Annotated in this window: 19 protein-coding genes and 1 pseudogene; 11 read left to right on the top strand and 9 right to left on the bottom strand. The window is 70.3% G+C overall.

Annotated elements, in window-relative coordinates; genetic code table 11:
• Nucleotides 1-89: 89 nt before the first annotated feature.
• Entirely contained in the window at nucleotides 90-1,475 is a 1,386-nt protein-coding gene (locus tag OG522_RS12020) for a cation:dicarboxylate symporter family transporter (RefSeq protein ID WP_329462956.1), read from the top strand.
• Here the strand turns inward: OG522_RS12020 and OG522_RS12015 are convergent.
• From OG522_RS12015 to OG522_RS12000, 4 genes and pseudogenes are all read right to left on the bottom strand, one after another.
• Nucleotides 1,468-2,163, bottom strand: a complete 696-nt coding sequence (locus OG522_RS12015; RefSeq protein ID WP_366344970.1) for a hypothetical protein — start codon at nucleotides 2,161-2,163, stop codon at nucleotides 1,468-1,470. The genes OG522_RS12020 and OG522_RS12015 overlap by 8 nt on opposite strands.
• A gap of 44 nt (nucleotides 2,164-2,207) precedes the next feature.
• Nucleotides 2,208-2,633: pseudogene (locus OG522_RS12010) on the bottom strand (UTRA domain-containing protein); the annotation flags it as partial.
• A gap of 272 nt (nucleotides 2,634-2,905) precedes the next feature.
• Nucleotides 2,906-3,358 (bottom strand): phospholipase, encoded by a 453-nt coding sequence (locus OG522_RS12005; protein ID WP_329462954.1) that lies wholly within the window; start codon nucleotides 3,356-3,358, stop codon nucleotides 2,906-2,908.
• A gap of 124 nt (nucleotides 3,359-3,482) precedes the next feature.
• Nucleotides 3,483-4,046: a TetR/AcrR family transcriptional regulator gene (locus OG522_RS12000; protein ID WP_329467554.1), complete on the bottom strand. Its 564-nt coding sequence runs from the start codon at nucleotides 4,044-4,046 to the stop codon at nucleotides 3,483-3,485.
• Between the two features lie 205 nt (nucleotides 4,047-4,251).
• Between OG522_RS12000 and OG522_RS11995 the strand changes: the two genes are divergently transcribed.
• Complete coding sequence (locus tag OG522_RS11995) at nucleotides 4,252-5,922, top strand: MFS transporter (RefSeq protein ID WP_329462953.1); 1,671 nt, start codon at nucleotides 4,252-4,254, stop codon at nucleotides 5,920-5,922.
• Nucleotide 5,923: 1 nt separating this feature from the next.
• Here the strand turns inward: OG522_RS11995 and OG522_RS11990 are convergent, their stop codons facing one another.
• Together OG522_RS11990 and OG522_RS11985 are read right to left on the bottom strand one after the other, a co-directional pair.
• Entirely contained in the window at nucleotides 5,924-6,790 is an 867-nt protein-coding gene (locus OG522_RS11990) for an aldo/keto reductase (RefSeq protein WP_329462952.1), read from the bottom strand.
• Nucleotide 6,791: 1 nt separating this feature from the next.
• Complete coding sequence (locus OG522_RS11985; protein WP_329462951.1) at nucleotides 6,792-7,697, bottom strand: NAD-dependent epimerase/dehydratase family protein; 906 nt, start codon at nucleotides 7,695-7,697, stop codon at nucleotides 6,792-6,794.
• Nucleotides 7,698-7,775: 78 nt separating this feature from the next.
• On the opposite strand from OG522_RS11985, the gene OG522_RS11980 reads away from it, so the two are divergent.
• From OG522_RS11980 to OG522_RS11965, 4 genes are all read left to right on the top strand, one after another.
• Entirely contained in the window at nucleotides 7,776-8,306 is a 531-nt protein-coding gene (locus OG522_RS11980) for an Lrp/AsnC family transcriptional regulator (protein ID WP_329462950.1), read from the top strand.
• Between the two features lie 81 nt (nucleotides 8,307-8,387).
• Nucleotides 8,388-8,816 carry a MerR family transcriptional regulator gene (locus OG522_RS11975; RefSeq protein ID WP_329462949.1) on the top strand — a complete coding sequence of 143 codons (429 nt, stop codon included), beginning with the start codon at nucleotides 8,388-8,390 and terminating at the stop codon, nucleotides 8,814-8,816.
• Nucleotides 8,813-9,145 (top strand): thioredoxin, encoded by a 333-nt coding sequence (gene trxA, locus OG522_RS11970; protein ID WP_329462948.1) that lies wholly within the window; start codon nucleotides 8,813-8,815, stop codon nucleotides 9,143-9,145. The genes OG522_RS11975 and trxA overlap by 4 nt, the downstream gene beginning before the upstream one ends.
• A gap of 174 nt (nucleotides 9,146-9,319) precedes the next feature.
• Entirely contained in the window at nucleotides 9,320-11,551 is a 2,232-nt protein-coding gene (locus tag OG522_RS11965; protein WP_329462947.1) for a HelD family protein, read from the top strand.
• 63 nt (nucleotides 11,552-11,614) lie between these two features.
• Here the strand turns inward: OG522_RS11965 and OG522_RS11960 are convergent, their stop codons facing one another.
• Nucleotides 11,615-11,818: a DUF397 domain-containing protein gene (locus tag OG522_RS11960; protein ID WP_329462946.1), complete on the bottom strand. Its 204-nt coding sequence runs from the start codon at nucleotides 11,816-11,818 to the stop codon at nucleotides 11,615-11,617.
• Nucleotides 11,815-12,645 carry a helix-turn-helix domain-containing protein gene (locus tag OG522_RS11955; RefSeq protein WP_329462945.1) on the bottom strand — a complete coding sequence of 277 codons (831 nt, stop codon included), beginning with the start codon at nucleotides 12,643-12,645 and terminating at the stop codon, nucleotides 11,815-11,817. The genes OG522_RS11960 and OG522_RS11955 overlap by 4 nt, the downstream gene beginning before the upstream one ends.
• Nucleotides 12,646-12,750: 105 nt before the next feature.
• On the opposite strand from OG522_RS11955, the gene OG522_RS11950 reads away from it, so the two are divergent.
• Nucleotides 12,751-13,215, top strand: coding sequence for a hypothetical protein (locus OG522_RS11950; protein WP_329462944.1), 465 nt, complete (start codon nucleotides 12,751-12,753; stop codon nucleotides 13,213-13,215).
• A 24-nt stretch (nucleotides 13,216-13,239) separates the two neighbouring features.
• Here the strand turns inward: OG522_RS11950 and OG522_RS11945 are convergent, their stop codons facing one another.
• Entirely contained in the window at nucleotides 13,240-14,319 is a 1,080-nt protein-coding gene (locus tag OG522_RS11945; RefSeq protein ID WP_329462943.1) for a LacI family DNA-binding transcriptional regulator, read from the bottom strand.
• Between the two features lie 201 nt (nucleotides 14,320-14,520).
• On the opposite strand from OG522_RS11945, the gene OG522_RS11940 reads away from it, so the two are divergent.
• The 4 genes from OG522_RS11940 to OG522_RS11925 are packed head-to-tail and all read left to right on the top strand — an operon-like array spanning nucleotide 14,521 to nucleotide 18,987.
• A complete protein-coding gene (locus OG522_RS11940; protein ID WP_329462942.1) occupies nucleotides 14,521-15,816 on the top strand; it encodes an ABC transporter substrate-binding protein in 1,296 nt (431 codons plus the stop codon).
• Nucleotides 15,817-15,867: 51 nt separating this feature from the next.
• Nucleotides 15,868-16,827 carry a carbohydrate ABC transporter permease gene (locus tag OG522_RS11935; protein ID WP_329462941.1) on the top strand — a complete coding sequence of 320 codons (960 nt, stop codon included), beginning with the start codon at nucleotides 15,868-15,870 and terminating at the stop codon, nucleotides 16,825-16,827.
• Nucleotides 16,827-17,699 carry a carbohydrate ABC transporter permease gene (locus tag OG522_RS11930; RefSeq protein WP_329462940.1) on the top strand — a complete coding sequence of 291 codons (873 nt, stop codon included), beginning with the start codon at nucleotides 16,827-16,829 and terminating at the stop codon, nucleotides 17,697-17,699. Before OG522_RS11935 ends, OG522_RS11930 begins: the two co-directional genes overlap by 1 nt.
• Before the next feature lie 46 nt (nucleotides 17,700-17,745).
• Nucleotides 17,746-18,987 (top strand): glycoside hydrolase 5 family protein, encoded by a 1,242-nt coding sequence (locus tag OG522_RS11925; RefSeq protein WP_329462939.1) that lies wholly within the window; start codon nucleotides 17,746-17,748, stop codon nucleotides 18,985-18,987.
• Nucleotides 18,988-19,003: the final 16 nt, after the last annotated feature.

Raw genomic sequence — 19,003 nt, 5'->3', positions numbered from 1 at the left:
CCGGGGTCACAGCGTGCTGGAGAGTCGCGGGGATCGTTACCTCGGCCATCGGGACATGGCCGCAGCCGCAGATTCGAGGAGGAACCCCCGTGGCAGACGCAGCCGCACGGCGGGACCGCCCCCAGGGCCCCAAGGGCCAGGGCAGTACCCGCACGCACTACCTCTACCTGGCCGTGATCGGCGCGGTGCTGCTCGGCATCGTCGTGGGCTTCGCGGCGCCGGGGGTCGCCGTCGAGCTCAAGCCGATCGGCACCGGGTTCGTGAACCTGATCAAGATGTTGATCTCGCCGATCATCTTCTGCACCATCGTGCTCGGCGTCGGCTCGGTCCGCAAAGCCGCCAAGGTCGGAGCCGTCGGGGGCCTCGCCCTCGGCTACTTCCTCGTCATGTCGACGGTGGCGCTCGCCATCGGTCTGGTGGTCGGCAACATCCTGGAGCCCGGCTCCGGACTGCATCTGACCGAGGCCGCGCGGCACGCGGGCGCCAAGCAGGCCGCGGGCGCCAGCGAGTCGACGGCGGACTTCCTGCTCGGGATCATCCCGAAGACGATGGTGTCCGCCTTCACCGAGGGCCAGGTCCTCCAGACCCTCCTGATCGCCCTGCTCGTGGGCTTCGCGCTCCAGGCGCTCGGCTCGGCCGGACAGCCGGTGCTGCGCGGCGTCGAGCACATCCAGCGGCTCGTCTTCCGCATCCTGGCGATGGTGATGTGGGTCGCGCCCATCGGCGCCTTCGGCGCGATGGCGGCGGTGGTCGGCGAGACCGGCGTGGACGCCCTGAAGGCCCTGGCGGTCATCATGATCGGCTTCTACATCACCTGCGCGCTGTTCGTCTTCGTCGTGCTCGGTACGATCCTGAAGCTGCTGACCGGCGTGAACATCTTCCGCCTCCTGAAGTACCTGGCCAGGGAGTTCCTGCTGATCCTCGCCACGTCCTCGTCGGAGTCGGCGCTGCCGCGCCTCATCGCCAAGATGGAGCATCTGGGCGTGAGCCGGTCGGTGGCCGGCATCACGGTGCCGACGGGGTACTCGTTCAACCTGGACGGCACCGCGATCTACCTGACGATGTCCTCGCTGTTCATCGCGAACGCGATGGGCAAGCCGCTGGGCGCGAGCGAGCAGATCTCGCTGCTCCTCTTCATGATCATTGCCTCGAAGGGCGCGGCCGGCGTCACGGGCGCGGGACTCGCCACCCTGGCGGGCGGCCTCCAGTCGCACCGCCCCGAGCTGGTGGACGGGGTGGGCCTGATCGTCGGCATCGACCGCTTCATGAGCGAGGCGCGGGCGCTGACCAACTTCGCGGGCAACGCGGTGGCGACGGTGCTCGTGGGCACCTGGACCAAGGAGATCGACAAGGCCCGCGTCGAGGAGGTCCTGGCGGGCCGCCTGCCCTTCGACGAGGAGATGCTCACCCAGGACGAACCGGAGCTGCCGGAGCAGCGCGAAAGCGAGAAGTCCCTTTCTCCCGTGGCTACTTGAGGATATTGACCGCCCGCGCGACCACCAGGACGACGGTCAGCAGAGAGATGGCGGACTGAAGCATCATCAGCATCTTCGCCCACCGGTTCAGCGGCATCACATCGGTCGGACTGAACGCGGTGGCGTTGGTGAAGGACAGGTACAGATAGTCCGGGAACGCCGGTTCCCAGTGGGGCGGGGCGAGTTCGGGGCTCTGCATCTGCGGGAAGAGGAAGTCCGGGTACGTGCGGGTGGCCTGTACCCGGGCGAGCGGCCCGCCCCGGTCCCACTCCCAGTACCAGAGTGCGAAGGCGATCACGTTGGTCAGCCAGATGGCGCCGCCCGTCACGAGCAGGGCCGAGGCATCGGTGCCTTCGGCGCCCCGTGCGAGCCCGACCACGAGCCGCACCGCCGACCAGCCGTTGGCGGCGCTGATACAGGCGATCAGCGCCAGCCCGGCCGGCCGGTAGAGCCGCGAGGCGCGCTCGATGCGTACCGGGTTCGCCGCGATCAGCGCGACCACGAGCGCGAGCTCAAGCGCGGGCAGCAGCCACACGGGGTGGATCGAGAGCCGCTCGGGCAGCGCCCACTGCAACCCGACGGCGGTCAGCACCGCGGCCGTCGAGGCCCAGCGCGGCTCCCCCCGAGTCACCCGCAACCAGGCAGGCAGCGGCCGGTGCTCGGACTCGTCATGCGGTTCGTGCGTCACGCCGCCCATGCTGCCGGGCGCTCGGTCGGGGATACAACCGGGGGTCAGCCGCTTGCCTCGGGTGAGAACTCGTACTGCACCTCGTAGAGATGGCCCGCCTTGACCAGAACGCTGGCCTCGATGGGGCGCTGGTGGTCGCTGTACACGACGCGCAGAGTGCGGAGCACGGGCAGATTGCCGGGCAACCGCAGAGCGCGGCACTGTTCTTGCGTGGGCATCCGCGCCGACACCCGGTCCACGCCGAGGCGGGGCGGATGGCCAAGGCGAGCGAGCAGGGTCGGTGTTCCGCCGGTGATACGCCGACGCTCGGCCACCGCGGTACCCGCCGCGATCTCCAACGGATAGTACGAGGCGACCAGTTCGGCCGGTTCGTCGTCGATCGTGAGCAATTGGCGGCGGAGCAGTGCGGTACCGCCGTCGGGGAGGTTCAGGACGGCGCGCACATCCGTGGGCGGCACAGCCTCGGAGACCTAAGCCGTGTAGCTCGGTGTGGCGGCCGAAGCAGTCGAGTGTGCACGCCCGTTGATCGCGGCCCCGTCCGCGACCGCCTGTGAACTCCGGTTCGCCGCCGTCCGGCTCTCGGAGTGCCTCGTTGACGCACTGCGCATCGCCGAGAGCCGAGGCGGTCGGCTGAAAGCGGAGTCCTGGTGACAGGGGCGATCGAGCCCGCTGTCCCACGGCGTGGGACGGTCCGGCGCCCCCGCGATCGGGTGGCCAACCAGGTCCCGGGGGGAGGCCGGGTTCAGTTGCCCAGGGCTTTGACCGCCTGGTAGTACGTCCACGCCGTCGCGTCGCAGGACGCCTTCTTCGCCCCGCTGTACGCCGTGCAGACGCGCTTGAGGTCCTCGTACAGGGCGCTGTCCAGGCGGGGCTTGTTGGCGGGGAACTGGCCCGCCGCCTTGTAGTTGCGGTAGCCGAAGTCGTGGCGGGCGCAGGACAGTTTGAAGGGGAAGCCGAAGGGGTTGTCGGGGGACTTGGAGCAGTAGTCCGTCGACCAGTTGAAGTCGTACGCCGACCAGCGCGCCTGGTCGTCGTGGGCCGCTCTCCACGCTGTCGAGCTGGCCGCGCCGGTCTGGGTGAACGAGGCGAGTACCGCGGCCTTGTCGGCCGGGGCGGCCTGGGCGGGGGCGGTGGCGAGGGCGGCGACCGTGAGGGCCGCGGTCGCGGTCATGCCCAGCATGGTGCGACGGCGCATTCTGAACCTCCGTGGGGAGAGCGGTGGTTGACGTGCCGTCACTCTCGCCACACGGACTATGCGCGCGCTATTGATTCACTGGATCCGGATCACTTCCACCGGGGCGGCCCTCGCCGCGCGGCGGCTATGTGCGCAGGGCCGCTGCCACCACCTCGGCCGTGCGGTCCGCCGGAACCCCCGCCGAGAGCAGGAGGGTCGTCGCGGCTGCGCGGCCCGCCTGTGAAGCGGGCAGTGCGCCCTCGTTGACCGCCTCCATCAGGCCGAACAGGGCCTGCTCGTGGACGTAGGCCAGGGCGGCGGGGGGCAGCGGAGAGGTGAACGCCCCTTCACGCATGCCCAGTTGGAGCAGATCCACGCACTCCTTGCGGACCGGCGCCAGGCGCTGCTTGATGCCCGCCATCGTGACACTGCGCTGCGCCAGGGCGACCAGGAGCCGGTAGCGGTCGGCGATCGACCAGACCGCGAGGGTGGCCCGTGCCAGTGCCACGGCCGGCTCGGTGATCCCGTCACGGCCCTCGCGGTGCGCCTCGGCGACGGTCTCCGCCGCCTCGTCCACCAGGGCCGCGATCAGTGCGTCCCGGCTCGGGAAGTGCCCGTACACCGTGCGCCGTACGACGCCCGCCGCTCGGGCGATCTGGTCCATCGACGCGTCCGGGTCGCGCACCAGCTCGGCGAAGGCCACCTCCATGATGCGGCGGCGGTTCGCGTCGGCGCGGCCCCCCAGGGGGGCGGCAGGGGTAGCAGTCACCCGCTCATTTTGCACAGCGCCGTGCAGGGGCGTAAATTGCACAGCGGTGTGTAATTGCACAGGGATGTGCAAGTGGATCTACCCCGATGGGGCCGAGGGAGGCCAGACCGTCGGGGCGAGCAAGACCGAGGAAGGGTGAGACACCGTGGGTCTCGTCATCAACCAGCCCGTCGAACAGACGGGGCAGCCCTACCGGCGGCGCTGGTGGGCGCTGCTCGTGCTCTGCCTCAGCCTGCTGATCATCGTGATGGCGAACACCGCCCTCACCGTCGCCGCGCCCGACATGACCAAGGACCTCGGGCTCAGCAGCTCCGACCTCCAGTGGGTCATCGACGGCTACACCGTCCCGTACGCCGCGCTGATGCTGCTGCTCGGCGCGATAGGCGACAAGTACAGCCGCCGCGGCGCGCTCGTGCTGGGTCTGCTCGTCTTCGCGGGCGCCTCCGTGGCCGGCTCGCTCGTGGAGAGCTCGACGGGCGTCATCGCCTCCCGCGCGGTCATGGGCGTCGGCGCCGCGCTGATCATGCCCGCCACCCTGTCGCTGCTCGCCTCGACGTTCCCGCGCGCCGAGCGCGCCAAGGCGATCCTGCTGTGGACCGCGACCGCCGGGATCGCGATCGCCGCCGGACCGCTGGTCGCCGGAGCGCTCCTGGAGAACCACGGCTGGGCGTCGACGTTCCTCATCAACGTGCCGATCGCACTGATCGCGGTGGTGGGCGCCTTCGCCCTCGTACCGCCGTCGAAGGCCGCCCACCACGACCGGATCGACTACGTCGGCGGCCTGCTGTCGGTCGTGTCCGTCGGCGCGCTCGTCTACATGATCATCCAGGGTCCGCACTTCGGCTGGGACGCCAAGGCGATCGGCGCGGCCGTCGTGGCCGGGCTGGGCTTCGCGGTCTTCGTGCTGTGGGAGCTGCGCCACCCGCGGCCGGTCCTGGACGTACGCCGCTTCGCGCACCGCATGTTCTCCGGCTCGCTGCTCGCGGTCGCGCTCTTCTTCCTCGCCGTCTTCGGCGCCTTCTACTACCTCACCCAGCACCTCCAGTTCGTGCTCGGCTACACCCCCCTTGAGACCGGCATCCGTATGCTGCCGCTGGCCGGCGCGGTCTTCGTGGGCTCCGCCCTCACTGGGCTCCTCACGCCCCGGCTCGGCATGAAGGCCACGGTCACGGCGGGCATGGTGGCCGGAACCGTCGCGCTCGCGCTGCTCACCCGCATCGACGCCGGCTCCGGGTACGGGGACTTCCTCGCCCCGCTGATCATCCTCGGCGTGGCCATCGGGCTCGCCCTGTCGCCCTGCACCGACGCGATCATGGGCGCCTTCCCGGAGGCCGAGCTCGGCGTCGGCGGTGCCGTCAACGACACCTCGCTCGAACTCGGCGGCTCGCTCGGCATCGCCATCCTCGGCTCGGTGCTCGCGAGCTCCTACTCCTCGCACCTCGCCGACGCGACCGCCGGCACCAAGCTGCCCGCCTCCGCGCTCGCCACCGCCCAGGACTCGGTCGGCGCCGGATACGCCGTCGCCCAGGGCATCGGCGAACAGGCCAAGCAGCTCGGCGCCCAGGCCCTGCACGCCAGCTCCCCCCAGCAGGCCGCCCAGCTCAAGGCCCAGGCCGAGCAACTCACCGCGGGAGCCCAGCAGATGAGCCACGCGGTCGGCTCCGCGTTCTCCGACGCGGTGGCCCACACCAGCCTCATCGGCGCGGTGATCCTCGGCGTCGGGACCGTCCTCGTCGCCGTGCTCCTGCCGCGCCGCGAGCGGTCCGGCGCGCAGGAGGTAGCCCAGGCGAGGGAGCCCGAGCCCGTCGAGGTCTGACCTAGGGCAGCAGGGCCAGTTCCTCCTCACTCAGTACGAGGTCGGCCGCACCCGCCGAATCGCGTATGGACTCGGGGCGGCTGGCCCCCGGGATCGCGATCACGGCCGGCGAGAGGGCCAACACCCAGGCCAGCGCCACCTGTTGGGGGCTGACGCCCCGGTTCCGCGCCACCGTGTGGAACGCGGATTCCGGCGCGGGGCTGCCCGGTCCGTCCAGGGCGCTGCGGGAGATCCCGCCCAGCGGACTCCACGGCAGGAAGGCGAGCCCGAGCTCGGCGCACAGCCTCAGCTCGGGCTCGCTGTCGCGCACGGCGGGCGAGAAGCGGTTCTGTACGCAGACGAGCAGGCCGCCCAGGACCGACCTCGCCTCGTGGATCTCGGCGGCTGAGACGTTCGAGACGCCGACCGTGCGGATCTTGCCCTCCGCCGCCAGCTCCCCGAGTACGCCGAGGGATTCCGCGAACGGGACGCCCGGGTCGGGCTTGTGCAGCTGGTAGAGGCCGATCGTCTCGACGCCGAGCCGCTTCAGCGAAGCCTCGGCGGCCCGCCGCAGATGGCCCGGGTCGCCGTTCACCGTCCATCCGCCGTCGTCGGTGCGCCCCCGGCCGCCCTTGGTCGCGACCAGGACGTGATCGGTGGCGCCGCCGTATGACGCGAGGGCACGAGCGATCAGAAGCTCGTTGTGGCCGGGTTCGCCGCCGGGCGCGTAGTAGGAGTCGGCGGTGTCGATGAGGTTGACGCCCGCGTCCAGCGCGGCGTGCACGGTGGCGCGGGCGCGCGCCTCGTCGGGGCGGCCCTCGATCGAGAGCGGCATCGCCCCGTAGCCGATCGCTGAAACCTCGTACGGCCCAAGTGTGCGGTACCGCATGTCAGTTGACCCCCATGGTCTCGGTGACGGCACGCGTCAGCCAGTCGTCGGTGTGCGAGAAGGTGAAGCCGAGCGATGCGGCGCGGGACGTGTCCATGGCGTACGAGCGGGCGAAGGAGAACGGCGAGACCTCGCCGACCTCCACCGGCTGGTACCGCACGGGGCAGTGGTCGTCGCCCAGCGCGGCCGTGACCGCCGCGACGATGTCCTCGGTGCTCAGCGGCCCGTGCGAGGCGGCGTTCACGGGCCCGGTGAACTCCTGCCGGGTCACCCAGAACAGGAACTCGGCGATCTCGTCCACATGGATGTACGTCGCCGAGTGGTTGGGCACCGCCACCGCGATCGGCGCCCCCGTGCGGACGCGGTCCGCGTAGTGGGCCAGCCGTCCGGTGAAGTCGTCGGCCCCGCCCAGGACATGGGCCACCCGCACCGACACGTACGGGAAGGCGGGGTCGGCGGCGAACACCGCCTCGGCCTGGCGCTTGCCCTCGCCGTAGTACTCGGCTACGAACTCCGGCTGGTGCCAGGGGAGTTGGGGCGTGACGACGACCGAACGCGGGTCGAGGGCCGCCTCGCTCACCGGCTCGGGGGAGTCCTCGTACTCGTACACCTCGACCGTCGACGTCATGACGTACCGCGCGGTGCGGCCGGTGAAGACGCGGCGGGCGATGGCCGCCTGGTGCGGGGTGTAGCAGACCTGGTCGACCACCACGTCGAAGGTGCGTGCACCGAGCGCGGCCGTGAGGGACGCCTCGTCGTCGCGGTCGGCGACGAGGTGGTCCACACCCGGCGGGGGCGGCGTCGAGCCGCGGTTCAGGACGGTCACCCGGTCCCCGGCCGCCCGCAGCATCGCGGTCAGCCGCTTGCCGAAGTAGCGGTTGCCTCCGATGACCAGCACCTCGCGCATATCCTCAATTCCCCTTCCACCTGCGGTTTTCCCGGGTACCAGTGTTACTTTGACGGCCCGGGGACTGAAGGGGGAAACATGGGAGATCTCGCCGCCGTACCGAAAGAACCACGGCATTCGCGCAGCATCGCCAACGATTCGTCAGGGGGCTTCGATCAGGTCGACCGGCAGCTCCTCGATGTCGTCCAGCGGGAGGGCAGGATCAAACTCAGCGAGCTGGGGCGGCGGGTCCGGCTCAGCCCGGCGGCGGTCACCGAGCGGCTGCGCAGGCTGGAGACGAGCGGGGTGATCACCGGGTACGGGGCGCGGGTCGACCCGTCCCGCCTCGGCTACGGCATCCAGGCCTTCATCCGGGTCAGCCCGCACGGCGGCTACAACCTGAAGCACCCACGGACGCTGGAGCTGATGGAGCGGCCGGAGATCATCGAGGTGCACCACGTGGTGGGCGAGGACTGCTGGATCATCAAGGTGGCCGTGGCCGACACGATCCACCTGGAGGAGATCCTGGAGCAGACCTCGGCGCTGGGCCGCACCACCACGTCGATCGTGTTGTCGTCGCCGGTGGGCGGCCGCGAGGGAAAGCCGCTGCTGCCGCCCGCCCGCGGCTGACGCACCCGGTCCCGCCGCCGATCCCCTGCTCCCGCCCGGGGCCTTGCCTTGACGTCGGCGTCAAGGATTACGGTCCTTGTCATGCGCATCGGCGAACTCGCGGCGCGGGCCGGGACGACCACCCGCACGCTTCGGTACTACGAGTCGCGCGGCCTGCTCGCCGCGCGCCGCACGGACAACGGCTACCGGACGTACGACGAGGACGACCTGCGGCTGCTCCAGCAGATCCGGACCCTCCAGGACTTCGGGTTCGAGCTGGAGGAGACCCGGCCGTTCGTGGAGTGCCTGCGGGCCGGCCACCCGGCCGGGGACACCTGTCCCGCGTCGCTCGCCGTGTACCGCCGCAAGCTGGCCGAACTGGACGCACTGATCGGTGAGCTCAGTGCCGTACGCGCCCAGGTCGGGGCGGAGCTGGCGCGAGCCGAACTGACGGCGGCGGCGCGGATTCCGGGCGGCCCGGAGCCGCGCTGCGAGTTGAGCCCGCCAACAACTGAGGGGATGACGCAATGATCAAGGCAGCAGGCGTGGACGAGGTCACCGACGCGACCTTCGACGCCGAGGTGAGGGAGGCCGCGCTTCCGGTCCTGGTGGAGTTCACGGCCGACTGGTGCGGGCCGTGCCGGCAGATCGCGCCCGTGCTGAGCGCCCTGGCGGCCGAGGAGGCAGACCGGCTGAAGATCGTCCAGCTCGACGTGGACACCAACCCGGAGACGGCCGCGAAGTACGGCGTCCTGTCCATGCCCACCCTGATGGTCTTCCGGGCCGGCGAACCGGTGAAGGCGATGGTGGGCGCCCGTCCCAAGCGGCGGCTGCTCCAAGAGCTCGAAGACGTGATCTGACGCGGCCCGGCACCGGCCGATTTCGCGGAGACCAGATCGAGCTTGCAAAGAGAATGCCCCGGATGAATTGACATCCGGGGCATTCCCCTGCGTATATTTGGTGTTTCATGTCTTCAGGCATGCCGAAGCCATAAAGAAGCCTTATGGAAACACTGTATCGCGTCAGGAGTGGAATTGTCAACCGAGGAATTTCGGAAGGAACAGCAATTCATCACCGGTCTCTACGCCCGCCTCGATGAGCTGCGGGGCCAGGCCGAGGCCGCGGCGCAGGCGGCGTTGTCGCAGGCCGGAACTGGTCTTCAGGCCCGGCTTGAGCGCGATGTGCTGGTCGCGGAGCAGTCCGGGCTGCTCGCCGCCCTCAACGCGGGCGAGAACGGACTGTGTTTCGGCAGGCTCGATTTCCGGGACGGTGCGACGCACCACGTCGGGCGCATTGGAATCCGCCGGGACGATCAGGAACGTACTCCTGTCGTGATCGACTGGCGGGCCGAAGTCGCCCGGCCCTTCTATCTCGCCACCGGGCATTCCCCGATGGGATTGCGGCGCCGCCGACACATCACCACCCAGGGCCGCACCGTCACAGCACTCCACGACGAGCTCCTGGACCTGACGGACTCGCAGCGCACGGGCCACGAGGGCGCCAACGCCGACGAGGTGCTGCTCGCCGCACTCGACGCCGCCCGCACCGGACGGATGCACGACATCGTGCAGACCATCCAGGCCGAGCAGGACCGCATCATCCGGGCCCCGCACCGGGGCGTGCTCGTGGTCGAGGGCGGGCCGGGCACCGGCAAGACCGTGGTCGCGCTGCACCGGGCGGCGTATCTGCTCTACGAGCACCGGGAGTTGCTCGCCCGGCGGGCCGTGCTCATCGTCGGGCCCAACCCCGCCTTCCTCGGCTACATCGGCGACGTACTGCCCTCGCTCGGCGAGACCGGGGTGCTCCTGTCCACCGTGGCCGAGCTGTTCCCCGGCGTACGCGCGACGGGCACCGACACCCCGGAGGCGGCCGAGGTCAAGGGCCGCGCGGCGATGGCGCAGGTGCTCGCCCTCGCCGTGCGCGACCGGCAGACCGTGCCCGAGTGGGCCATCGACATCGAGCACGAGGGGTACCAGACGATCCAGCTCGACCGGGCGATGGCGGAGGACGCCCGGTGGCGGGCGCGCGAGAGCGGCCTGCCGCACAACCTGGCCCGGCCGCACTTCGCCTTCCACATCATCGACGCGCTCACCGCCCAGCTCGTGGAACGCATCGGTGCCGACCCCTACGGCGGGCCGAACCTGCTCGGCCCCGACGACGTCGCCCAGATGGGCAAGGAGATCGCGACCAGCCGCGAGGTGCACGCCGCGATCGAGACGCTCTGGCCGCTGCTCACGCCGCAGGAGTTCGTGGCGGACTTCCTCGCCGACCCTTCCCATCTCCCCGACGCCGAAGTCGAGTTGATCCGGCGTGAGGGCGGTGCCTGGACGCCGGGGGACGTGCCGCTGCTCGACGAGGCGGCCGAACTGCTCGGCGAGGACGACAGCGCGGCGCAAGCCGCCGCCGAGGCCGAACGCCAGGAGCGGATCGCCTACGCGCAGGGTGTCCTCGACCTCTCGGCGGGCTCGGAGACGTACGAGTTCGAGGACGAGGAGTCCGAGGTGCTCGCCGCGCACAACATCATCGACGCCGAGCGGATGGCCGAGCGGCACGAGGAGGCCGACCACCGCAGCGCCGCCGAACGGGCGGCGGCGGACCGGACCTGGGCTTTCGGCCACATCATCGTGGACGAGGCGCAGGAGCTCTCCGCGATGGCGTGGCGGCTGCTCATGCGGCGCTGCCCGACCCGCTCCATGACGCTGGTCGGGGACCCGGCGCAGACCGCGGACGCGGCGGGGGTGGGCTCCTGGGAGCGGATCCTCGCGCCCTACGTCGCCGACGACCACTGGGAGCACGTCCGCCTGGGGGTCAACTACCGTACGCCTGCCGAGATCATGGACGTCGCGGCCGGGGTGCTGCGGGACGCCGATCCCTCCTTCGCGCCGCCGCGGTCGGTGCGGTCCACGGGGGTGCGGCCCTGGGCGCGCCGGGTCGCGCCCGACGCGCTGGCCCCGGCGGTGGCGCAGGCCGTCGCGGCCGAGCGCGGCTCCGGCCGCCTCGCGGTGATCGCGCCGGGGACGCTGCACGGCTCGCTCACCGCGGCCCTGCCCGGCACGGCGTCCGGGCCGACGCCCGATCTCACCCAGGAGGTCGTCCTGCTCGACCCCCGCCAGGCCAAGGGCCTGGAGTTCGACGCGGTCCTCGTGGTCGAGCCGGGGGAGTTCGGCGTGAGCGACCTGTACGTCGCACTGACCCGGGCGACGCAGAGGTTGGGGGTGCTGCATACGGGGGAGTTGCCGGGGGCGCTGGGTGGGTTGGAGCCCTAGCCCAAAAAGGCCCCGCCGCTCCGAAGGACCGGAGAGGCGGGGCTTCAGCGCCAGCAGGCGCGGCTAGGCGTCGGCACGCCTGGCGAACTCTATGAGTGCGGTGAAGGCCGCCGCGGAGAGGGTGAGTGTCGGGCCGTCCGGGTTCTTGCTGTCCCGGACGGGGACCACGCCGTGTGAGCCGGCGAGGTTGGCGGCGACCTCGACGCACTGGCCGCCGTTGCTGCTGTAAGAGGATGTGAACCAGCGAGGGGTGTCGGTCGTCGTCACGGTGTGCCCTTTCGTGCCTCTTCGATCACGGCCACGGATGCCGCCTGCGACAGTGCTTCGGCCTGTAGCTGATGGTAGGCCGTCAACAGTGGCTGTACGAACCGCATATCGCGCTCCAGGCGGCCCTGTTGAGCGGACTCGGCGTACGCGACATGGGCACGGTCCGGAAGGGTCAGCAGCGTTACGGGCAGGTCGAAGGCGCGCCGTTCGCCGAGATCGTAAGGGGCCACCTGCAATACCGTCGAGGGCAGTTCGGCGAAGCCGATGAGCCTGTCCAGTTGAGCCCTCATGACGCGAGTTCCGCCCACCGTGCGCCGTACGCAACTTTCGTCGAGCACCACGTACACCAGGGGAGCGGGAGTCCGCTCCAGGGACGCCTGCCGCCGAGCCAGGAGCGACAGCCGTTCCTCGGCCTGATGTTCTGTGATCGCCCCGCGCCGCACGGCGCCCGTGGTGATGGCGGCGGCGTACTCGGGTGTCTGGAGCAGCCCCGGGATGATTCCCAGTTCGAAGAGGCGCATTTCCGCCGCGCGCACCTCTTGGGCGACGTACTCCGGGAACCCTTCCAGTATCGCGGTGTGCCACACGGCCCGGCCCTGCCGTTCGAGCTGATCGCCCGTCCCCAGCGCCTTGTCAGCGCTCGCCGCGAAGCGAGGAGTTGGCGGCCGCCGATTGGTTTCGACTGCGGAAATGTGTGTCCCGGAGAACCCCATGCGCTCGCCCAGTTCGTCCTGTGTCCAGCCGCGTGCGTCCCGCAAGGCGCGTAGGCGCTGGCCGAAGCGGGCGCTGGGTGACTGGTCGGGGTCCAGCTCCCTGCGATTCACCATCGGGGCTCCCAACTCTCCGAGCAAACCACGCAAGTTGAAGACTGCTTCACTCTAGGCCACGCTCACTCCTGTCGGTAGCCGTTTTGTTACGGAGGGGAGTCGCTGATGATCAGGAACCGGGGTGCTCGCGAGGCGCCCAGTCCGGACGTGCTCAGGGCCGCACTGAGCGGACTGCGAAGGCGGTCGGAGCCCGGGGAGCCGCCCGCGGCCCCGCTCGAATCGCTGCCCGTGCCCGGGTGTGACATCTGCCAAGCGGCCAGCGGTGCGCGGGCCGGTGCGCACATGACGGGGAGCCCCGCCGCCGTGCGTCAGGCGACCCGTATCATCCGCGGCCACCCGCACGGCGCGGGCACCGGCCTGAATCTGGACGCCGGGGAGCTCGCGGAGTTCACGCGGCCGCGGCCGGGGGCGGTCGATCCCCAAGCGTGCGCCGAGTGCGCGCTGATCAAGTTGCTGGCCGTGGAGGTCGTCGCGGCGGACAGCCGGGAGCTGGCCGCGCGCTGGGTCGAACTGGCTCATCGGCACGCGGAGTTGGGGCATCCGTGGGACCGGCGGCTGGCGCGGGACTGAGGGGCGGGGCGGCGCCGGCCGGGCCTAGGCCGGCGGCGGCCCCGTGCTTTCGCGGGGTTGCAATCTGGGCAGCGGGTCCTGGATCTGGCCGGGGGTGGCGCCGTCCAGGAGGGACAGGAGCTGCGAGGCCGCACGCTCGCCGAACTCGTCCGCCTTCCTTACCAGCGCGGTGAGTTGGGGGTGCAGCGTGTGGCAGATCACCGAGTCCTCCCAGGACACCACCGAGACGTCCCGGGGGATGAGGAGTCCGCGCTCGGCCGCCACGCTCACCGCCGCCACCGCCATCACCTCGTTGTCGCAGATGAGCGCGGTGGGCGGGATCGGCCCCGAGAACAACCGCCGCGCCGCCTTCGCCCCCTGGCGGTCCGTGAAGTCCGTGGTCACGGAGACCGCGTTCTCCAGGCCGAGGCGGCGAGCGGCGGCGCGCAGTGAGGCGATCCTGCGGGCCGTGTGGGCGAAGCCCGGCGTGCCGGCGATGTGGGCGATGCGGCGATGGCCGAGCGCGTACAGGTGGCGGACGATCAGATCCATCGCGCCCGCGTCGTCCGCCCAGATGTTGGACAGCCGTGCCTGGCGCGGGAGTTGGGGTGCGTCGGGGTTGCCGGGGGCCTCCATGCCGCCGATGATCACGGCGGGCAGGCCGAGGACCGCCAGGGTCTCGGGCCGCGGGTCCGAGACCCTCGGGTCCACCACGATCACCCCGTCGACGCGGCCCTCCGCCCACCAGCGCCGGTACAGCTCGCACTCCGCCTGCACGTCCTCGACCATCTGGAAGACCAGCGCGTGGTCGCGCGGGGCGAGGCTCGCCTGGATGCCGGACACGAGCTGGAGGAAGAACGACTCCACGCCCAGGCTGTCCGCCGGGCGGGCGAGCACCATGCCGACCGCGCCCGCGTTCTCGCCGGACAGCGCGCGGGCGGCCGAACTGGGCCGCCAGCCCAGCCGGTCGGCCACCCGTATCACCCGGCGGCGGGTCGAATCGGACACCCCGGGCCGGTTGTTGAGGGCGAAGGAGACGGCGCTCGTGGAGACGCCCGCCTCCCTGGCCACGTCCTTCATGGTCGGGCGGCGGGGCGGCGACGCATCGTTTTCGATCTCGCTCATGGGCCGATGGTAACGCGGTTTAGCTGCCTGTGACTAAACCGCGTTAGTTGCCACCTGTTTTTCGGGACTTTAGTCCTTTTTAGTGGCGCTGAGCTGCGAGTTTAGTCAATTGGCCCAGTTATTCGGTATTGACGGCCAATTAATTCGCGCTGCATGGTGTGCGGCAACGTCATCGGGACGAGGCGAAGGAGTCAGCCACTCATGTCCATTCATCGCAGTGTCGCGATCCGGACGGCCGTCGGTCTCGGCGCGGCCCTCTCGCTCACCGTGCTCAGCGCGTGCGGCGGCGGTGGGAGCGGTGCGGGTTCCGCCACCGACGGGAAGATCGAGGGCGAGATCAAGTTCCAGACCTGGAACCTCCGCGCCAACTTCAAGGACTACTTCGAAGGCGTCATCAAGGACTTCGAGAAGGCTAACCCCGGCACGAAGGTGAAGTGGGTGGACCAGCCCGCCGACAACTACGCCGACAAGCTGAGCGCCGACGCCTCCGCCGGCACCCTCCCCGATGTCGTGAACCTCTCCCCGGACCTCGCCTATCCGCTGGCCAAGGCAGGCACCCTGCTCAATCTCGACAAGGACAAGGTCGCGGGCACATTCAAGCCCGAATACCTGGACGGCGCCTGGCAGGGCTTCGACATGCCGGGACTCGACGGCTCGTACGCCTTCCCCTGGTACCTGAACACCGGCCCGCTCTTCTACAACAAGTCCATGTTCAAGGACGCCGGACTCGACCCCGACAAGGCGCCGAAGACCTTCGACGACCTCTTCGCGGACGCCGCCCAGCTGGCGAAGAAGGGCAAGGCGACGCTCGCCCAGCCGCCGACCGTCGAGGACTTCGGGCGGTACGGCGTCGACATCATGAGCAAGGACGGGAAGCGGTTCACGTTCAATGACGCCAAGGGCGTCGGGTTCCTGACGAAGTATCAGGAGATGTTCAAGGAGGGTGGGCTCCACCAGCAGGCGCTGACGCTGACCGCCGAGACCGCCGGGCAGAAGTTCCTCCAGCAGGAGTTCGCCATGAACCCCGGCAGCGCCCACGACCTGGACACCTTCAAGAAGAACGCGCCCACGCTCTACAACAGCCTCGGCATCACCGACGTACCGACCAACACCGGCAAGCAGAACATGTACTTGCAGGGCCTGTCGGTCAACTCGCAGAGCAAGAACGCCGCGACCGCGCTCGCCTTCGCGCACTTCGTCACCGACCAGAAGAACCAGGAGGACTTCGGCCACAAGGTCGCCGTCTTCCCCAGCACCAAGGGCTCGCTCGACAAGGAGTACTGGACCAGGGCCGACGGCACGGAGGAGGGCAAGATCCGGGTCGCCTCCGCCAGGATGCTGCCGACCGCCGTCAACTACACACCCGTCCTCTTCAGCGACGAGATGAAGACGATCCTGCGCAACGAGATCGCCAAGTGCCTCCAGGGCAAGGAGTCCCCGAAGGAGGCCCTGGACGGCGCGGCGGAGCAGATGACCAAGCTGATCCAGCAGAAGTGATCCGGCGGAACGCGACATGACCACCTCGACACCGATCCGGCGGTCCCGGCGATGAGCACCTCCACCCCGACCGTCGCCGCGAAGGGGGCCGCGGGCCGACCGCGCACCGCCGCCCCCGGCCGGCGCGCGGGCCGCACCGCGGCCCGTACCCACAAGGCGTTCAGCCCCTGGCTGTTCCTGGCGCCCGGCCTCCTGATCACCCTCGCCTTCAACCTCTACCCGTTCCTCGCCACCGTGTGGAAGTCGTTCACCGACGCCCGCACCCTCACCACCGGCGACTTCGTCGGCTTCGACAACTTCACCGCACTCGTGCACGACGACCAGTTCTGGGTGGCGCTGCGCAACAGCGCGCTGTACGTGGCCCTGGTCGTGCCCTGCCTGGTCTTCCTGCCGCTGCTGCTCGCGCTCCTGGTACAGCGGCACATCCCCGGCATCGCCTTCTTCCGGTCCGCGTACTACACGCCGGTCGTGGCGTCCGTGGTGGTCGTCGCGCTGATGTGGGTGTGGATGCTGGACGACCGCGGTTTCGTCAACGGGGTGCTGCGCCTGGTGGGCATCGACCCGGTGCCGTTCCTTTCCAACCAGTGGCTGCTGCTGCTCAGTTCGATGGCGCTGACCGTGTGGAAGGGCCTCGGCTACTACATGATCATTTACCTCGCGGCGCTCGCGAACGTACCGAAGGAACTGCACGAGGCCGCCGAGGTCGACGGCGCGGGCCCGATCCGCCGCTTCGTCTCCATCACGATGCCGTCCGTGCGCTCCACGATGGTCCTGGTGGCCGCCCTCTCCTCGGTCTCCGCCTTCAAGGTCTTCACCGAGGTCTTCCTGATCGCCGGACCGACCGGCGGGCCCGGGGGCGACGACACCACCCTCGTCATGCTCATCCAGCGCGTCGGCAGCGGCCTCCAGGGCCGCACCGGTTACGCCTCGGCCATGTCCATCGTGCTGTTCCTGCTGACCCTGGTCCTGATGCTCCTCGTACTGCGGGCCGACCGGAAGGACAAGGGCTGATGGCCGCCGCCGCCCACACCCCCGCCCAGCCGCGTCCAGAACGCGTGCCCCGCCGTCGCACGGTGCGGGCGCTGCGGTACACGGCCCTCCTGATCGTGCTGCTCATCATGATCGGGCCGTTCCTGTGGCAGCTGTCCACCTCGCTCAAGGGCACCACCGAGGACATCTACACCTCGCCGCCCAGACTGCTTCCCGAGCATCCGACCTTCGCCAACTACCAGGGCGTCGCGGACATCATCCCGGTCTGGGACTTCGTCCTGAACTCCGTCAAGGTCGCCGTCAGCAACGTCCTGACCAACGTGGCCGGCGCCGCGATGGCCGGATACGCGCTCTCCCGGCTCCGGTTCAGGGGGCGCGCCGCCGCCGCGGCCGTCTTCGTACTCGCCCTGCTGGTGCCCATGGAAGCGACCATGCTGGCCCAGTTCGCGACCATGCGCACCCTCGAACTCAACAACACCCTGGTCGCCGTCGTGCTCCCCGGCTGCATCGGCGCGATGAACGTGCTGCTGATGCGCAACGCCTTCGACAACCTTCCGTACGAGATCGAAGAGGCGGCCGTCATCGACGGCGCCAACGTGTGGCAGCGGTTCACCAGGATCGCGCTGCCCGCCGTCAAGGGCACCCTCGCGGTCGTCGCGATCTTCGCCTTCATGGGCGCCTGGGACGACTTCCTGTGGCCGCTGATCGTGCTGTCCGACTCCGACCACTTCACGCTGACCGTCGGCCTGAACTTCCTGCACGGCACGTTCTCCAACAACCAGCGCGTCGTCGCGGCGGGCACCGTCATCGCCGTCGCACCGCTGATCGTGATGTTCGCCTGTTTGCAGCGGTTCTTCTTCAAGGGCGTCGGCGAAGGCGCCGTCAAGGGCTGACCCGCGCGTCCGCTCCCCGTACAACACCTCTGGAGTCACTACCCTCATGGCGGCCCCCCGCTTCGGCGTCAACTACACGCCCAGCCAAGGCTGGTTCCACCACTGGCTCGACTACGATCCAAACGCGGTGCGGGCCGACCTCGACTCGATCGCCTCCCTCGGGCTCGACCACGTACGCGTCTTCCCGCTCTGGCCCTACTTCCAGCCCAACCGCACCCTGATCCGGCCCCGCGCGGTCGAGCACCTCGTGGACCTCGCGGACGCCGCCGCCGAACGCGGTCTGGACGTCAACGTCGACGGTCTGCAAGGGCACCTGTCCAGCTTCGACTTCCTGCCCGCCTGGACCAGGACCTGGCACCGCCGCAACCTCTTCACCGACCCCGACGTCGCCGACGGGCAGGCCGCGTACCTGCGCACCCTGGCCGCCGCGCTGGCCGACCGGCCCAACTTCATCGGCATGACGCTCGGCAACGAGGTCAACCAGTTCTCGGCGGGTCCGCACCCCGACCCCGACCGGGCCACCGAGGCCGAGATCGACCGGTGGCTGGAGCGGATGCTGGCGGCCTGCGAGGAGGGCGCGCCCGGCAAGCTCCACCTGCACGCCGAGTACGACGCGTGCTGGTACCAGGACGACATGCCGTTCACCCCGGCGCAGGCCGCCCGGCGCGGCGCGCTGACCGCCGTGCACTCCTGGGTGTTCAACGGCACCGCGCAGCGCCACGGACGCCGCTCCGCCGCGAGCGAGCACCACGGCGCCTATCTGATCGAGCTGTCCAAGGCCTGGGCCGAGGATCCGCACCGGCCGGTCTGGCTCCAGGAGGTCGGCGCACCGGCGCCCCTGGTGCCGCCGGTGCACGCCGCCGCGTTCACCGGGGCGACCATCGAGAACGCCCTGGACTGCCCGGACCTGTGGGGCATCACCTGGTGGTGCTCCCACGACGTCTCGCGCGACCTCGCGGACTTCCCCGAACTCGAATACGGGCTGGGCCTGTTGACGAACGACGGGCGGCCGAAGGACACCGCCCAGGTGCTCGCGCGGGCCGCCGCCGCGTTCCGCGACGGGGTACGCGACTACGCGCCCGCGCCCCGCACCACCGCGCTCGTCGTGCCCGAGGACCCGTCGAACCGCTCGGTGTGTGCCCCCGGCGGCCCCGTCTTCGAGGCGTTCTTCCGGCTCACCGCCGACGGCGCCCGCCCCACCACCGTCCTCGACGCACGCGCGCGGGACCACGACCACCTCACCGCACGCGGCATCACCGAAGTCGTCACCCCCGACCAGGTCCGGTAACGCTCCCGCCAGGAGG

Origin of the sequence: Streptomyces sp. NBC_01431, from assembly GCF_036231355.1 — a bacterium.
Classification (GTDB): Bacteria; Actinomycetota; Actinomycetes; order Streptomycetales; family Streptomycetaceae; genus Streptomyces.
This window is presented reverse-complemented; position numbering and strand designations above follow the sequence as displayed.

What these genes read in the sequence shown, in the direction of transcription:
- OG522_RS12005 (WP_329462954.1), bottom strand. Translation starts at nt 3,358, where the DNA reads ATGCGCCGTCGCACCATGCTGGGCATGACCGCGACCGCGGCCCTCACG.
- OG522_RS12000 (WP_329467554.1), bottom strand. Translation starts at nt 4,046, where the DNA reads ATGGAGGTGGCCTTCGCCGAGCTGGTGCGCGACCCGGACGCGTCGATG.
- OG522_RS11990 (WP_329462952.1), bottom strand. Translation starts at nt 6,790, where the DNA reads ATGCGGTACCGCACACTTGGGCCGTACGAGGTTTCAGCGATCGGCTAC.
- OG522_RS11985 (WP_329462951.1), bottom strand. Translation starts at nt 7,697, where the DNA reads ATGCGCGAGGTGCTGGTCATCGGAGGCAACCGCTACTTCGGCAAGCGG.
- OG522_RS11980 (WP_329462950.1), top strand. Translation starts at nt 7,776, where the DNA reads ATGGGAGATCTCGCCGCCGTACCGAAAGAACCACGGCATTCGCGCAGC.
- OG522_RS11975 (WP_329462949.1), top strand. Translation starts at nt 8,388, where the DNA reads ATGCGCATCGGCGAACTCGCGGCGCGGGCCGGGACGACCACCCGCACG.
- trxA (WP_329462948.1), top strand. Translation starts at nt 8,813, where the DNA reads ATGATCAAGGCAGCAGGCGTGGACGAGGTCACCGACGCGACCTTCGAC.
- OG522_RS11955 (WP_329462945.1), bottom strand. Translation starts at nt 12,645, where the DNA reads ATGGTGAATCGCAGGGAGCTGGACCCCGACCAGTCACCCAGCGCCCGC.
- OG522_RS11950 (WP_329462944.1), top strand. Translation starts at nt 12,751, where the DNA reads ATGATCAGGAACCGGGGTGCTCGCGAGGCGCCCAGTCCGGACGTGCTC.
- OG522_RS11945 (WP_329462943.1), bottom strand. Translation starts at nt 14,319, where the DNA reads ATGAGCGAGATCGAAAACGATGCGTCGCCGCCCCGCCGCCCGACCATG.
- OG522_RS11940 (WP_329462942.1), top strand. Translation starts at nt 14,521, where the DNA reads ATGTCCATTCATCGCAGTGTCGCGATCCGGACGGCCGTCGGTCTCGGC.
- OG522_RS11935 (WP_329462941.1), top strand. Translation starts at nt 15,868, where the DNA reads ATGAGCACCTCCACCCCGACCGTCGCCGCGAAGGGGGCCGCGGGCCGA.
- OG522_RS11930 (WP_329462940.1), top strand. Translation starts at nt 16,827, where the DNA reads ATGGCCGCCGCCGCCCACACCCCCGCCCAGCCGCGTCCAGAACGCGTG.
- OG522_RS11925 (WP_329462939.1), top strand. Translation starts at nt 17,746, where the DNA reads ATGGCGGCCCCCCGCTTCGGCGTCAACTACACGCCCAGCCAAGGCTGG.